The sequence below is a fragment of the Clostridium sp. DJ247 genome (genome assembly GCF_014231265.1).
Genome location: NZ_JABAIW010000023.1, coordinates 55,520 through 71,842 on the forward strand (window position 1 = coordinate 55,520; position 16,323 = coordinate 71,842).

Annotated in this window: 12 protein-coding genes, 2 pseudogenes and 1 riboswitch; of the genes and pseudogenes, 2 read left to right on the plus strand and 12 right to left on the minus strand. The window is 29.3% G+C overall.

Going from position 1 to position 16,323, the window contains the following annotated elements:
- Positions 1–152 precede the first annotated feature (152 nt).
- From addA to HGI79_RS10975, 5 genes and pseudogenes are all read right to left on the minus strand, one after another.
- On the minus strand, positions 153–3,980 hold the full coding sequence (gene addA / locus HGI79_RS10955; RefSeq protein ID WP_185650738.1) for a helicase-exonuclease AddAB subunit AddA: 3,828 nt from the start codon (positions 3,978–3,980) through the stop codon (positions 153–155).
- A gap of 62 nt (positions 3,981–4,042) precedes the next feature.
- Complete coding sequence (locus HGI79_RS10960; protein ID WP_185650724.1) at positions 4,043–5,104, minus strand: sensor domain-containing diguanylate cyclase; 1,062 nt, start codon at positions 5,102–5,104, stop codon at positions 4,043–4,045.
- Between the two features lie 446 nt (positions 5,105–5,550).
- Positions 5,551–5,712, minus strand: a pseudogene (locus tag HGI79_RS10965) (energy-coupling factor ABC transporter permease); the annotation flags it as partial.
- A 337-nt stretch (positions 5,713–6,049) separates the two neighbouring features.
- Positions 6,050–7,294, minus strand: coding sequence for a cyclopropane-fatty-acyl-phospholipid synthase family protein (locus tag HGI79_RS10970; protein ID WP_185650725.1), 1,245 nt, complete (start codon positions 7,292–7,294; stop codon positions 6,050–6,052).
- Positions 7,295–7,628: 334 nt separating this feature from the next.
- Entirely contained in the window at positions 7,629–8,069 is a 441-nt protein-coding gene (locus tag HGI79_RS10975; RefSeq protein WP_185650726.1) for a MarR family winged helix-turn-helix transcriptional regulator, read from the minus strand.
- A 317-nt stretch (positions 8,070–8,386) separates the two neighbouring features.
- On the opposite strand from HGI79_RS10975, the gene HGI79_RS10980 reads away from it, so the two are divergent.
- Positions 8,387–9,451 carry an AI-2E family transporter gene (locus HGI79_RS10980; protein ID WP_185650727.1) on the plus strand — a complete coding sequence of 355 codons (1,065 nt, stop codon included), beginning with the start codon at positions 8,387–8,389 and terminating at the stop codon, positions 9,449–9,451.
- A gap of 159 nt (positions 9,452–9,610) precedes the next feature.
- Here the strand turns inward: HGI79_RS10980 and HGI79_RS10985 are convergent, their stop codons facing one another.
- From HGI79_RS10985 to HGI79_RS10995, 3 genes are read right to left on the minus strand one after another with little or no spacing between them, the layout of a single operon-like run.
- A complete protein-coding gene (locus HGI79_RS10985) occupies positions 9,611–10,381 on the minus strand; it encodes a hypothetical protein (RefSeq protein WP_185650728.1) in 771 nt (256 codons plus the stop codon).
- Positions 10,381–11,076 (minus strand): ABC transporter ATP-binding protein, encoded by a 696-nt coding sequence (locus HGI79_RS10990; RefSeq protein WP_185650729.1) that lies wholly within the window; start codon positions 11,074–11,076, stop codon positions 10,381–10,383. Before HGI79_RS10990 ends, HGI79_RS10985 begins: the two co-directional genes overlap by 1 nt.
- Positions 11,077–11,445 carry a GntR family transcriptional regulator gene (locus HGI79_RS10995; protein ID WP_185650730.1) on the minus strand — a complete coding sequence of 123 codons (369 nt, stop codon included), beginning with the start codon at positions 11,443–11,445 and terminating at the stop codon, positions 11,077–11,079.
- A gap of 192 nt (positions 11,446–11,637) precedes the next feature.
- Between HGI79_RS10995 and HGI79_RS11000 the strand changes: the two are divergent.
- Positions 11,638–11,871: pseudogene (locus HGI79_RS11000) on the plus strand (NAD(P)-dependent oxidoreductase); the annotation flags it as partial.
- A 363-nt stretch (positions 11,872–12,234) separates the two neighbouring features.
- On the opposite strand, the gene ribE reads toward HGI79_RS11000, so the two are convergent.
- The 4 genes from ribE to ribD are packed head-to-tail and all read right to left on the minus strand — an operon-like array spanning position 12,235 to position 15,702.
- Positions 12,235–12,696 carry a 6,7-dimethyl-8-ribityllumazine synthase gene (gene ribE / locus HGI79_RS11005; RefSeq protein ID WP_185650731.1) on the minus strand — a complete coding sequence of 154 codons (462 nt, stop codon included), beginning with the start codon at positions 12,694–12,696 and terminating at the stop codon, positions 12,235–12,237.
- Positions 12,697–12,698: 2 nt separating this feature from the next.
- Positions 12,699–13,910 carry a bifunctional 3,4-dihydroxy-2-butanone-4-phosphate synthase/GTP cyclohydrolase II gene (locus tag HGI79_RS11010; RefSeq protein WP_185650732.1) on the minus strand — a complete coding sequence of 404 codons (1,212 nt, stop codon included), beginning with the start codon at positions 13,908–13,910 and terminating at the stop codon, positions 12,699–12,701.
- Positions 13,911–13,944: 34 nt separating this feature from the next.
- Positions 13,945–14,595 carry a riboflavin synthase gene (locus tag HGI79_RS11015; RefSeq protein ID WP_185650733.1) on the minus strand — a complete coding sequence of 217 codons (651 nt, stop codon included), beginning with the start codon at positions 14,593–14,595 and terminating at the stop codon, positions 13,945–13,947.
- Between the two features lie 6 nt (positions 14,596–14,601).
- Positions 14,602–15,702, minus strand: coding sequence for a bifunctional diaminohydroxyphosphoribosylaminopyrimidine deaminase/5-amino-6-(5-phosphoribosylamino)uracil reductase RibD (gene ribD / locus HGI79_RS11020; protein WP_185650734.1), 1,101 nt, complete (start codon positions 15,700–15,702; stop codon positions 14,602–14,604).
- Between the two features lie 161 nt (positions 15,703–15,863).
- Positions 15,864–15,978, minus strand: a riboswitch (FMN riboswitch).
- Positions 15,979–16,323: the final 345 nt, after the last annotated feature.

Here is a 16,323-nt window from a genome sequence, read left to right on the forward strand (position 1 = left end):
AGAACTTTAGATATGTTTGAGCGCAGCGAGTTTATCAAAGTTCTTAGAGTTTTCTCAAATTAGAGCTTTAGACTAATAAAAAATATTTAACGTGACGAAGTATAGGTAATATATCCTGGAGTATAATTTAAGTTCCCACCTGTCTCCCTACACTACATCTCCAAAATTTCTCCATTGCTAAATAAATATAAATATTTATTTTTAATATTTTTTCCAGTTATCTTACTTAATGCCCTTGTATAATAATGTACTTGCAGTTCATATTTTTCTTTAATGCTTTCAATACTATCTACAAAGTCAGTTTTATAATCCACAAGCACTATTTCCTCATCTTCTTCAAAATAACAATCTATTATTCCTTGAAGAAGGATTTTTTCCTCTTTATAAATATCTTCTGGTAACTCTTTATACAGTTCTGTACTAGGTATTTCTACAAAAAAAGGAAACTCTCTATAAATCTTTTTAGAACTTTTCATTCTTTTTCCTAATGAGGATTGGAAAAACTTTAATATATAATCTGCTCTTATGACTTTAGACTCTGCTTCTGTTATAAATTCTCTGTTGACTAAGCTTTTAATCTGTTGCTGAATTTCTTCTGCAGAAGATGTTTTATATAAATCAATATGCTGCATAACAAAATGCATAATTGTACCTCTTTCAGCTGAAGACATAGTTTGCGATTTTTCAAGGAAAGAAGGCTTTTTCAAAACAGTTGAAGATTCTATAACTCTACTTTCTTCTATATCAACTAATGCAAATCTCCTTTTTATTTCAGATACTGAAAATTTTGCAGGTATACTACAGGACTCTTTATATTTATATTGCCAATTAAGCCTTCTATTTATTTCATCATAATATTTACTTGCATCTTTATTTAAGCTATAGTATTGTATTTCCTTCACAATATCTTCTTTTTCCTCATGATTCTCATTGATATTCTTAAAATTTTCTTTATTCCATAATTGTACAGTCCATTTTGAATCATCATGTGTTTCATTATTTAAAGATATACTACTATCTACATATTGCCTTATAAGTTTTCCGCATGGATGCCTTACTATTGCATATCCTATCCAATCTAGGTAACTTTTAGCATTTAATACAGCATATTCAGGTATCTTATTTTCTCTACACAATGAAACATTGCACCACTTTTCTGCAGTCTTCTCAATATCATTTACCATACCAGTTACTATAAGTTTTTCTTTTGCTCTGGTAAAAGCTACATAAAGAATTCTCATTTCTTCAGATAAAGTTTCAACTTTTAGTTTTTTTCTAATTACTTGCTTAGCTATAGTGCTGTAAGATACCCTTCTATCTATATTTACATAATCAGGTCCAAGTCCTAATTCTCCATGAAAAAGTATATTTCTATTCATATCCATAAGATTGAAATTTTTTCCGCACCCTGAAACTATAACTACCGGGAACTCTAAGCCTTTACTTTTATGTATACTCACAATTCTTACTACATCTTCATTCTCTCCCAATATCTTAGCACTTCCCATATCTCCGCTGCTGTTTCTAAGTTTGTTTATGAAATTTATAAAATTAAATAAACCTTTATAACTGCTTCTCTCAAACTGCTTAGCTCTTTCAAATAGAACTCTTAAATTTGCCTGTCTTTGCTTTCCTCCTGGCATAGCTCCCACAAATCCATAGTATCCCGTTTCTGTGTATAAATACCATATAAATTCATCTATAGGCATATACAAAACCTTGTTTCTCCATTCATTCAATTTTTCCATAAACTTTACTATTTTATTTTTTAATTCTTCACTTATATGGTTTATATTATATTTTTTCTCTGATGGTATATCCTTTCTTTTTGTACTAATTTGTTCTGTTGTTTCAATGCCAATAGTACAGTCAAAGGCTTCAATATTTTCTTTATCAGAGTTATGTTGCGTTTGGAATATATATTTTAAAGAATCATAAAAAGGTACATCTTTATTAATTATTCGAATATCTATAAGCTCCTCTGGTGAGAGGGCTTCTATTGGTGAACGCAGTACTGCTATAAGAGGGATATCCTGCATTTGGTTATCTATAATCTGAAGCAATGCCATTATAGTCTTTATTTCTGTAGTTTCAAAATAACCAGAGGATATATCCGCAAACACGGGTATCCTCCCCTTTGTTAGTTCTTCCACAAAGGTAGGTGCCCAGTTGGCTGTAGCACGCATAAGAATTACTATATCCTTATAACTTATAGGTCTATACCCGTTTATATTCTTATCAAATACACTAAACCTTTCTCCATTTTCACCGTTAACAAGTTCCTTTATTTTTTTTACTACTAACCTACCTTCTATCTGTATGTTATCTGGTGCTTCCTCTTCAATACTATCCTCTAGTTCATCGCTATCCGTTCCATTTGATTCAAAATTTTCTTTGCTTTTTTTATCTATTAAATGTAATTCTATGTTATCCTTAAGTCTACTATGAAAATCTGGATACTTTGCTCCACTTATTATAGCTTCTTCCTCATCATACTCTAACTCACCTATATTCTTAGACATTATTTGCTTAAAAATATAGTTAATACCACTTATTATTTCTGGTCTACTTCTAAAGTTTTTAAATAATTTTATTTTTCTATTGCTATTTCCCTTTTCTTTAGAGTAGCTATTGTACTTATGTAAAAATAGTTCAGGCTTAGCTTGCCTAAATCTATATATACTTTGCTTAACATCCCCTACCATAAAGGTATTAGGAGTATCATTTTTCATTGACACCATATTCATTATTACTTCTTGAACTTCATTACTATCCTGATATTCATCTATTAAAACTTCATCAAACTTTCTCCTATACTCTAAAGCAGCCTCTGATGGAACAATATTACCATCTTTATCATAACTAGTTAGTATACTTAAACAAAAATGTTCAATGTCACTAAAATCTACTACCCCTCTTTCTCTTTTTTTTGTTTCATATATTCTATCAAAGCTAATCACAAGTTCTGCTAGACATTTCATCATAGGATATAACTGGGTTAAATGTTTTCCTGCTGAATCTATATCCATAAATATATCATCTCTTATTTCTGCCAGCTTCCCCTTAACCTCATCTCTTATCTTTTTAGATTTTTCCTTTGCGTATTTATCTGCATCCTTATTTCTCTTAACAGGAAGCTTTTCAAAATCTAATTTTAATAAGGTTTCTTTTAATATTTCCCAAGAACTGCTGCTAAGTATTAGACATATTTTGTCTAAGTCTCTTTTAAACGGATCTAAATAATAATCTATACCCTCTGCATTTTCTACTATATTTATAGCTTTCTCCATTTTATCTTTGCATCCGTGAAGCTCCATCTTAATATAATCTGTAAGTATATCAGCCCATAAAGATTTTCCTATATCAAAATCTTCCCGTAAATTAAATCTCTCAGCCACTTCATAAAGCCACTTTTCTGGCCAAGGTGAACTTTTAGCAAACTCATACAAGCTTAATACTAAATTTTGAAGTTTAAAATCACTTTTGCCTCCATAGGAATCTATCAATCTTAAAAAATCCACATTTTCAATTTCTTCATATTTCTCTTCAAAAAGGTCCTCAATTGCTTCCTGCTTTAGTAATATAGCTTCCGTGTTATCACATACTCTAAAATTAGGATCTAAATCTATCAGATGAAAATTGTTTTTTATAACCTGAAGACAAAAGGAATGTATGGTCATTATATTGGATTGATTAAGCAGTGTAAGTTGTCTTTGAAGTTTTTTTGACTCAGGGGTTGCTTCTAGCTGTTTTGATATAGCATCTCCTATTCTCTCTCTCATTTCTGAGGCAGCAGCATTAGTAAAAGTAACTACTAGCAGATTATCTATATCAATACTCTCTTCTTCATCTAATACCCTTTGTATAATTCTTTCCACAAGCACTGCAGTTTTTCCAGCACCAGCACCCGCTGCCACCAACAAGTTACAGTTTCTTGTAAATATAGCCTCTTTCTGTTCATCTGTCCATTTTGTACTCATATTCATCACCCAAATATATTTTATCATAAATGAACAACTGCATAAGCATGCTTATGCAGTTGTTAACAAACAATTTTATTTTTTCCCGTATTTTTTGCCTTATATAAATTAATATCTGCTTCTCTAATGAGTTGCTCTAAATCTTTGTTATCATCTGGTGCTACACTAATTCCCATAGACACAGTTATATTAAATTTACTGTTCCTATACTGAATTGTTGTTTCTTCTATTAGTTTCCTTATGGATTCCATTCTACAGTATACATCCTTAATATTTTTAATTCCATACATGTAAACAATTATTTCTTCTCCACCATACCTTGCTACAATGTCTTCTTTTCTTAAGTTATCTCTTATAATTTTACTAACTTTTCTTAATACCACGTCTCCATATTGGTGCCCAAAAGTATCATTACAATTCTTAAAGTTATCAATATCTATCATAACTATAGCAAAAGGCTCTTCATCACATCTGCATTTTTTTTCCATAATTGAAAAGAAATATTTTCTATTAAACAACCCTGTAAGACTGTCTCTATTGGATGTCTCTCTTATTTGATTATAAAGTCTATTGTTTTCTAGACAAATAGCTAATTGATTGCTAAGAGCTGTTAGTAGTTGCGTATGATGTTCACTTAAATAATTATATATATTATGTTCTACTATTACTACTCCTAGAATGTTATTTTTAAGATATATAGGCATTAGTATGGAAGAATGAATTTCAACTTTATCTTCCTTACTAATGTTGTGTAAAGAATTTATCAAGCATGTGTTCAAACTAAAATCTTTTTTATTATTATAATCTTGTATCATATAATGATGTTCTGTATTGCTAAGATTTGTACACTGTAACTTTAGTTTCCTATTTTCTAAAATATACACACTTGAATAAGTTACACCTAATATACCTATCATCATATCGTTTATCATGGAAACTATTTCGCTGCTTCCAAGACATTTATTTATATATTCGCTAATTTCTACTATAAGTGATAGCATGTCTAATTTCTTATCAAGTTCAATTATCTTTCTACTCTGTTTTTGCATGGTTTCTTCTGCCATTTTCTGATAACTCTCATAATCACTTTTAAGTTGATTATATCTATCAATTAACGATATCATATATATCTCCTCTATTCATTAGACTACTACTTTTTAATAAAATTATATTCTATGAAACTAAAATTATAGCTGTGAGTATAGAATATAATATTTTTTTATATACTACCTAATTAAGATAAAAAGTATTCTTATAGAATATGAACACCTTTTATATAACTTAACATATTGTATACGTTAAATCACTTATACAAAAAATAATATTCTATTAAATAGAGTTAACTATCAACGAATATTTGTTAAAATAATTATGTAATAATATTAATACCCAATACTTTTATTTACATTTCTATTTTAATCCATTTTTTTTAAATTTTCAATTAAACTTTTATAGTTATCTACTAAATTAGTAGATAACTTGATACAAATTAATATCCCCCACATTCTTTTTACATTAATCTATATGTGAAGGATCTTTTATTTATATCTTAATTATTAAATTTTTTCCACATTATTAGAAAAGAAACCGCAGCACAAACTCCAAGTATAGGCATCTTCCTCTTGCTTATTTCAGTTTTTACTCTTTTTACAGCCTTTCCCCATATAGGAATCATAATCGCTCCCATGACTGCACAGGTTGACGGGCTCAAGTAGTTATCTGGAATATGCATAAACTTTCCCCCTAATAAATTACATTGTTAAATTCTATTTTGTTTCAATTTCAGAATTATTTAGTGTTAACTAATATTATAATACTATAAAAATCATAACTAGTTAAGATATACTTTGATAAAATTAAATTAAAGGTACTACATATATCCATTGATTTAATCTAACTATAAATAAAAAATTTTAACAATAAAACAACCTATTTAATATACTACTTATATTTTCGCAATATATCAAACAGGTTGGTAGATATAATAAATTCTTACAAAATTGAAATCTTGTACAAATCGCTTATATTTATTCTGTTTATGGAAGATATCATATTTATTTTACTATTGTTTATGTATACATGTACTCTCTTGTTAGTGGGGTATTAAATCCTGGCTTTTTCCTCTCTTTTCCTAATAGTACTTGATATACTGATATAAATCCAGCCTCAAAGTTAACAGCACACCCTGCCATATAAAGTATCCAGGTTCTATAGATTTTTTCCGTAGTTGCTTGTATAGCTTTATCCTTATTAGCCTGAAGATTAACGACCCAATGTTTTAAAGTCTTATAGTAATGTTCCCTCAAAGTCTCCACATCATATATTTCAAATTTTGAATCTTCCATTACATCTAATACACCACTTATATTATGCAATTCTCCTCCTGGGAAAATATACTTTTCTATAAATTCACTTTCTTCTTTAGATACCTTAGCGTTCTTTTTGCAAGTTATTCCATGATTTAAAAATAATCCATTATCCTTCAATAACCTATTCATAATTTCAAAGTATGTTGGCAAGTTTTTAATACCAACATGTTCAAACATACCTATACTTACAATCTTGTCAAACATATTTTTCCCTTGAATATCTCTGTAATCTTTTAATTCAACAAAACATTTTCCTTCTAAATTTTCAATCTTAATTCTTTCTTTTGCGTAATTATATTGCTGCTCACTAATAGTTATCCCATGAGCTTCTACACCATAGTGCTTAGCCGCCCATATAATCATACTTCCCCATCCGCAACCTACATCTAGGAGTTTTTCTCCTGATTTAAGTCTTAGTTTTTTACATATATGATCTAGTTTATTTTCCTGGGCTTTTGTTATACTATCCTCTTGATTTTTAAAATACGCACAAGAATAAACCATTGAAGGTCCTAAAAATAAATTATAGAACTCATTAGATATGTCATAGTGATATGCAATATTTTCTTTATCTTTTTCTTTAGTATGCATACCTAAACTTGATAAAGAAGTACTTTTTAAAAGTAAAGTAATTTTGTCTTTTGCGGAAATTTCAACATTTGAAAATTCATCTTTAAGCTTTAGTGCTGAGAATATATCTCCTTCTATATCAAAAGTCTTATCCATAAAAGCTTCCGCAAAATTCATACTGTTAGGGTTAATTAATATTTTCCTAAAAACATCTTTATCAAGAAATTTCAATACAAATTTTGGAGTTTCTGTATATACTATTTTTTGTCCATTCCAAAATTCTAAATTAAAATTTTTTGTAGTCTGTCCAAATATACGTTCTACAACTTCTATAAGTTCTTGATCTTTAACATGTTTTTTATCTGATATACTCATAACTAACCTCCATATATAATATAAATATATTACATCAATATATTTAAATATAGTTTCATACTCAACTATAATTATAATACAAATTAGTTTCTCAATCAACTTTACTATTGTTAATATAAGGATTATTATGAACATATTTAAAGTTTACAATACAATATTCCATGCATATTCTAACTTAAATATATATTATTCAATTTAATATATATTTATATAAAACTAATTTTATACATAAAATTTATTAATTTAGTTTCATTTGCAACATATTATACAAAAAATAATGTTATATATCCTTGTAAATAAGCACATATAAGATTATTTTTTGTTGTAGCAAATGCTACTTATTACAACTATGTTTAGTTAAATTAAAGAATGTTTTCCTCAATAGTATAAATAAAATTTCTCTTTCTTCTTCTGTAAGCCCTCTTGTCATTATATCATTCCATTCATTGTGGGCATCTATTATATGAGATTTTATGTTCATAGCTTTCTCTGTAAGATATACCTTGTATGCTCTTCTATCTTTTTCATCTGAATATCTCTGGATATATCCTTCTTGTTCTAATTTAAGCAAGGCTCTTGTCATAGTTGCCTTATCAGCTCTTATAGATGTGGCTAATTCTTCCTGGCTTACTCCATCTTTTTCATATAACTTAGTTAAAATTGATATATAAGGACCGTCTCCCATATTAATGTCCTTCAATTTTTCAAAAATAAAACTTTTACTATATTTATGTATTGCACCAATCCAAGTGGCAACTCCTATTTCATTTATCAACCAATTCACCTCTCATTAATTAATACACAGTAAAAACATTATTATGTTGTTTCTATTAAGAAAACGTATTTATTATAAATTATTTCAAGAAGAGTTACAACTAGTTTACTTCATTAATTTAACCTGTGAAATTACTCTTTTGCTTTCAATTTTATCCGATGACTACCCACTCTAATACTCCCATCTTTAAGAGTACCATTAAAAAGAATAAATAAAACTTCTTATGTTTATAATATATTTACAAATTTATAGGAAAAGTTATAGTATTGTATACCAGCCTTTTCAATTAAAATATATAATTCTCTAAGTTTAAGGAGATGGTCAATATATTAAATGATAAAGTAATAAAAAATTTAATTATTATTACTCTGATTCTTCTATGCGTACTTCTCATTAATAAATTCTATTTCATTCATAAGCTTATTAAAATAATTCTTAAATCATTTATTGTGCCTTTACTAATATCAACTTTTTTTTACTATTTACTGAAGCCTTTGAACCATATCTTTGAAAAAAAAGGATTAAAGTCAGGAGTTTCTGCTCTCTTAACTTTAACTATTAGCATATTTATATTATGTGGAGTATCCTATCATTTTGGTATATATATTAAGAAACAATTTCATGGGATAACAAAACAATTGACTAATATCATTGAAAACACTGATTCAATAAGAGGTCTGCTAGGTAATTTAAATAATTATATAAACATAAATAAAATTCATAAATCTTTAACAGCTGCAGCCCAAAGTTATCTTAATGACATTAGTCATAGTTTTTTACTTATAGTAAACTACATAATGAATACAGTATCTAAAATATTTTTAATAATTGTAATTTTATTCTACCTACTAAAGGATCACGGTAAACTTACAGATAGAATTTTATTTATAATTCCTAAGAAATATAAAGATGTTTCACGTATCATAATTTCAGATAGTAATAAAGTTTTAAGCTCTTATGTTACTGGACAGTCAAAGGTAGCTCTATGTTTAGCAATTATGATATTTATAGGCTATAAAATTATAGATATGCCCAATGCATTGTTTTTGTCTTCCATAACATTTATTTTAGCCTTTATTCCTTTTGTTGGCTTTCTTATATCTATGATTTTTCCTGTGATTATAACTCTAACTATTGGACTTTATGCTGTATTAAAGCTAGCAATTGTATTTTTAGTGGTACAGACTTTAAAAGGCAGGGTTGTTGTACCTACAATTATGGCTGATGCTATGAAAATTCATCCTTTAACAGATATATTTTTAGTAATAGGTGCTGTTGCCTTAGGTGGACCCATAGCTGCTTTTACTATAGTTCCTATTTATGCAATTTGTAAAGTTATTTTCAAAAACTTATATAAATGTTATAACTACAATGAAGACTAATATGAATTATAATTATGTAAGCAGCAAAAGATATGTAATTTTTTGTGCTGTTATTATATCTAAGAAAAGCATATAGACTTACTATGATATATTTTTTATTTTATATAAAACAGTAATTTATATATATCTATATGCTTTTTAATCAAACTATGAAAACAACTATAAATCTAACTTCTTTTCCATAATATAAGAGGTTCCAATAAACAAAGCTATAAACAGTATAATTTCAAAAATAACTGTTGCAATATTAACTGGTAGAAATGATACGGATGAGTCTACTAAAGTATTAAAACTTGAATGAACCATTGGTAAAAATATTTTTATTTCAAAGTTTTGTGGAAAAATAGTTCTTATCATTTCAGCAATTTTACCTATACCTAATGATATAATTACAAATATTACAAAGGAACCAAACTTACCCATTTTTCTTTTTTTAATGGCAAATTTGCTTAAAGTTATAGAAAAATAAATAGTTAAAATAAACTGTGCATATTCAAAAATAGTACTTACAAATAGAAAAAGATATGCACTAGGATTAATACTTTTAAAGAGATCCATAAAGTTGGTTTCATTATTTAGCACTATATGAAAATTTATCATGGTAAAAACTATTGATATTATACCTATTACCGCAGCTTGAATAAGTGCTGTTAACATTTTTGATGTTAATATAGAGCTGCCTGATTGAGGAAGAGTAAAAATTAAACTTCCTGTATCTTCATACATATCCCTACTAAATACTTTTATATTCCAAATCAGTACGAATATCATAGCTGCAAATCCTATTAGACATGAAAGAGTAAATACAGCTTCTTTTGGCCATACATTTATTCTTGTAAACAATAATAGATTTGTAATTAGTATTATACTAGCTATAATAGCAAAGTCCTTATAATAACTTTTAAGTTCATACTTTATTAAATTAAACATTATTTAAATACCTCCCTGTATAACTCATCTATAGACATACCTCTTTCAGTTCTCAACTCCTCAGCATTTCCTTCAAGAACTATATTTCCATCAGATATAAATGCAACATCGTCAAATAGTCTTTCTATATCACTTACTAGATGTGTTGTTATAATCATAGAACTTTCTTCATTATAATTATTTAATATAGCATCTAGAATCTTTTCTCTAGTAGTTGGATCTACACCTCCTAGCGGCTCATCCAGTATATATAGCTTTGCTTTTCTTGATAACACCAGTGTTAGATGCAGCTTTTCTGTCATTCCTTTAGATAAAGAAGTAACCTTACTATTTTCATCTAAATTCATAAATGCTAATAGCTCTTTTGCTTTGTTTTCATCAAAATCTTCATAAAAATCTTTAAAAAACTGAACAGCATCTTTAATCTTCATCCATTTTAGTAAATAGTTTTTATCTGGAAGATATGCTACTATTGATTTTGTATAAACTCCAGGTGTATGGTTATCAATTAATATTTCCCCACTACTCTGTCTTAGAATTCCTGCTGCAATTTTTAAAAAGGTTGTTTTTCCACTACCATTAGGACCAAGTATCCCAACTATCCTTCCTTTTTTAATTTCTATACTAATTCCTTTTAGAGCTTTTTTGTTTCCAAAACCTTTTTCTAGATTCAAAGTTTTTAATATAGCTTCCACTTATATTCCTCCTTTTAATTTATCTTGAATAACTTTAATAATTTCTTCTCCTGTAAAACCTAAATTTAACATTCCTTCTATAAAGTTATTCAAAATTTCTTTAGACATATCTTTTTTTAATTCTGAAATCATGGTATCTTCCTCCTTTATAAAGGTTCCCATACCTCTTTGAGTATAGGTTATACCTTGTCGCTCCAGTTCTTGGTATGTCCTTTGTAGTGTATTTGGATTTACTTGAAGTTCTGAAGCCAGTTCTCTTACAGATGGAAGTTTATCTCCTATTTTTAGCTTTCCTGTTACTATATCTCTTTTTATCAAATTCATTATTTGTAGATAAATGGGAACCTTAGGATCAAATTTTATTGTCATTATTCCACCTCCTTAATATATCACAGTCATAGTGTACTATTTACATAGTACACTATGACTGTGATATTGTCAATAATTAGCTGTTATTTTTCATTATAATTTTCCTTTTTATAACTGCATGTATTTTTCACATCTTCTTATAAAATATTAATAATACATGTCAATTTAGTTAAATTTATACTTTAAATAATATTGATTTTTTCTGTATTAAGAAATATAGTTCCTCTAGATATAGCTACAAGAAAAAGTGGAACAAAAGAAGGATTTTCACAAAGAGAACTTTTTGGCAAAACTATTGGAATTGTAGGAACTGGAGCAATTGGAATGAAGGTTGCCCAAATTGCAAAGGCTTTTGGTTGTAAAGTATTGGCATATAGCAGAACAAAAAAAGAAGCTGCATCTGAACTAGGAATTGCATATGTAACTAAGGTAACCCACAAAATCTTGTTTCTTTATAGGGTTCTTAGGTGGAAACTTAACTTATACGTAAGTATATATTACCAATGTTGAAGTCACATTTAAATATTTTTAATTAGTCTTAGCGAAAATTTGAAAAAAGCCTTAGAACTTTAGATATGTCTGAGGTACGAGTTTATCAAAGTTCTTTTATATCATTATGAAACTCCTCTTCCTTATAGTCAGAGGAGTACTCACAGAGTAAGCGACCATATCAAAATCACAGATTTTGGCTCTCTGCTTAAATTTGAGCTTTAGACTAATTAAAATATTTAACGTGACGAAACATGGTAATATATACGGTGGTATAAGTTAAATTTCGGGCATGGTTATCTATATTTGCTTAAGTAAGTTTGCCATTTCAATTGCAGTAACAGCAGCATCATATCCTTTGTTTCCTGCTTTTGTTCCTGCTCTTTCAATAGCTTGTTCAATGGTGTCTGTAGTTAACACACCAAAAATTACTGGAACCCCTGTATCTAAAGACACGCTGGCAATTCCTTTAGATACCTCAGCAGAAACATAATCAAAATGAGGTGTTGATCCTTTTATAACGGCTCCAAGACATATTACTCCATCATACTTTTTTGATGTGGCTAATTTTTTTGCAACAAGAGGTATTTCAAAAGCTCCTGGTACCCATGTTATTTCTATATTTTCTTCCTCAACACCATGGCGTTTCAAAGCGTCAATAGCTCCTGATAATAGCTTTCCTCCTATAAATTCATTAAATCTTCCTACTATAATTCCAAATTTTAAACCTTGTGCTACTAAATTTCCTTCATAAGTTTTCATAATTATTTTTCCTCCTTAAAATTTAATATATGACCTAATTTTTGTTTTTTAGTTTTCAAATATTGTTCGTTTCTTTCGTTGTGATTCATTTGAATTGGTATTCTATCTATAACCTCTATTCCATATTCTGAAAGTGCTGAAATTTTATTTGGGTTATTAGTCATTAATTTTATGTTTTTTATACCTAAATCAGAAAGTATTTGTGCACTTATTCTATAGTCTCTAATATCAGCTGGAAACCCTAAAGCTAAGTTTGCTTCAACTGTATCCATTCCCTGATCTTGAAGTGCATAGGCTTTCAGTTTATTAATAAGTCCTATCCCCCTACCTTCTTGTCTCATGTATAATAATACTCCTCTGCCTTCTTCTTCAATTCTTCTCATGGCAGCTGCATATTGATCTCCGCAGTCACATCTTAAAGATCCAAAAGCATCTCCTGTAAGACACTCTGAATGAACTCTAACTAACACCGGTTCTTCTCCTGAAATATCGCCCTTTACAAGTACTACATGATGTTCGCCATTAAGAGCATTTTCATATCCAATTATTTTAAACTCTCCATATTTTGTTGGCATTTTAGCTTCAGTTACTTTCTTTACAAAAGCTTCATTTTTTCTTATATATTCAATTAAATCTGAAATAGTTATGATCTTTAAATTATGTTTTTTAACATAATCCATAAGGTCTGGAGTTCTTGCCATAGTTCCATCTTCATTCATTATTTCGCAAATAACTCCTGCTGGATAAAGCCCTGCAAGCTTAGCTAAATCTACGGCTGCTTCTGTATGTCCGTCTCTTTTTAAAACTCCACCTTCTCTGGCTTCTAATGGAAAAACGTGTCCTGGTCTCCTAAAATCAGTTTCACAGGCGCTTGGATCTAAAACCTTGCGTATAGTATCAGCCCTTTCAAAGGCAGATATTCCAGTTGTAGTTTCAACAGCATCAATGGATACTGTAAAGGCAGTTTGATGATTGTCTGTATTTTCTTTTACCATAGGAAGAATGTTTAATTCCCTTAATCTTTCTCCTGCTATTGGCATACATATTAATCCACGACCATAGGTTGCCATAAAGTTTATTGAATCAGGAGTTACTTTTTCTGCAGCCATTAGCAGATCCCCTTCATTTTCTCTATCTTCATTATCTACCACAACAACGATCTTTCCTTCTTTAATATCTTCAATAGCCTCTTCTATACTATTAAATTTATACATCTCTATTCCTCCATTCATAAATTAAATTTTCCAATTACACAAAACCATGCTCACTTAGAAAGTTTAAATCTATCTTAGATTTTGCAGTTTCTTCAGCTCTTGCTGATAACAATTTTTCAACATATTTACCTAACATATCACACTCCAAGTTAACTTCACAACCTACTTTTTTCTTTAGTAAAGTAGTAACTTCCTTGGTATGTGGAATAATAGATACTTTGAAAACTTTGTTATTAACATAAGCTACTGTCAAACTTACTCCATCAATGGCTATAGAACCTTTTTCAACAATATACTTTAGAATATCTTGGGAAGCTTCAATAGTAATCCATACTGCGTTATCCTCATTTTCAAAGTTTATTATTGTACCTGTGCCATCTATATGTCCACTTACTATATGTCCTCCTAATCTATCCCCTAGTTTTAAAGCTCTTTCTAAGTTAATTTCATCTCCAGAAGATAATTCTTTTAGATTGCTTCTTCTCATAGTTTCAGCCATTACATCTACAGTAAAACAACCTGTTCCAAACTCTGTTACTGTAAGGCATACCCCATTAGTACTGATACTATCTCCAAGATTTACTTCCTCCAGTACCTTACTAGCTTTAATAGTTATTTTTGCTGATTTTGTAGATTTTAAAACTGATTGAACTTTTCCTATTTCCTCTACTAATCCAGTAAACATTAGGAATTAATCCTCCTTCTTTATATAACCTTCTATCATAATGTCATCTTCAAACCTTTGTATTTCAATGTGTTTAACTTCAATTGCTTCGCTCATAGTTTCCTTACCAGTACCACCAACTGGAGTTTTAGCTTGATTTCCTCCAATAATTTTAGGTGCAATAAATGCAGTAACCTTATCAACTATGCCCTGACTGATTGCTGAGTAGTTTAATTCACTTCCACCTTCTAATAGTATGCTATCTATTTTTCTTTCTCCTAATTCTTTCATAAGATAACTTAAGTTAACTTGATAGTTCTTAAGTGGAGTTATAATTATTTCTGCTCCTTTATCTGCTAAAGCTTTTAACTTATTATGATCAGCTCTTTCCGTAGTTGCAATTATTGTCTTTGCCTTAGACTGAACATTAAGAACCTTTGCTTCAAGAGGAGTTCTTGCACTGCTATCCACTATAATTCTAGCAGCGTCGCTTCCTTCAATATTTTCCAGTCTTGTTGTAAGTTCTGGATCATCTGCTAGTACTGTTCCTATTCCAACCATTATTCCTGCTACCCTATGTCTTAATTGATGTACATATTTTCTTGAAAGTTCATTAGTAATCCATTTAGAATGTCCAGTGTATGAGGCTATCTTACCATCTAAAGTCATGGCTGTTTTCATAATACAAAATGGTGTTTTTGTTGTAATATATTTTAAGAATATTTCATTTAATTTTTTTCCTTCTTCCTCTAATACTCCAGTAACTACTTCAATATGGTTATCTTCGAGAATCTGTATTCCCTTCCCTGCCACTAGTGGATTAGGATCTTTTAATCCTATTACAACTTTTTTTATTTTCTTTTTCACTATGGCATTTGCACAGGGTGGTGTTTTACCAAAATGCGAACATGGTTCTAAAGTTACATACATGGTTGCACCTTCTACATCTTCAATTGCGTTATTGAAAGCATTAATCTCCGCATGGTGATTTCCATAGGACATATGATATCCTTCTCCAATAATCCTGTCATTTTTTACTATTACTGCCCCAACTAAAGGATTAGGATTTGTATATCCTGCTCCCTTTTTGGCCAACTCTAACGCTCGTTTCATGTATTTAATATCCATATTACCACCTCGAATATGTATAGACTTATAATCATTAATAAAATAAAAACGCCCTAAAAAATTCAGGGCGTTAAACTAACTAAATAACTAAGTATTATGAGCTATAATTATAACATTTAAAATTATATGTATATCTATACAAATAAAAATGGTTATAACTCATCAATCTTCTTCTATCCAGACTTTACTGTCGGCCTCGGAGTTTCACCGAATCATACCTTACGGCTCGCGGGCTATACCGCCGGTGGGGATTTCCACCCCGCCCTGAAGACTTGTTTATTAACTTTTACATCTTTAATAATATAACTAGTGATATATAAAGTCAATATTAATTATAAATTTATTTTAATAATCTACACAGGAACTTTATCCAAATGTTTTAAACACCTAAGCATTGTTGCACCATATTTAACTCTTTTCCATTCTTAGAATATGTATCTTACCTAAATAAAGTGAAGCTTGAATCATATCGAGTTTTAATTCAACCTGATTCTTATCTAAATAAAAAAATCACTGAGATTATACTCAGTGATTTTCATTTGTGTACCTAGCAGCGACCTACTCTCCCACAGGGCCTCCCCTGCAGTACCATCGGCACTGTGAAGCTTAACCGTCGTGTTC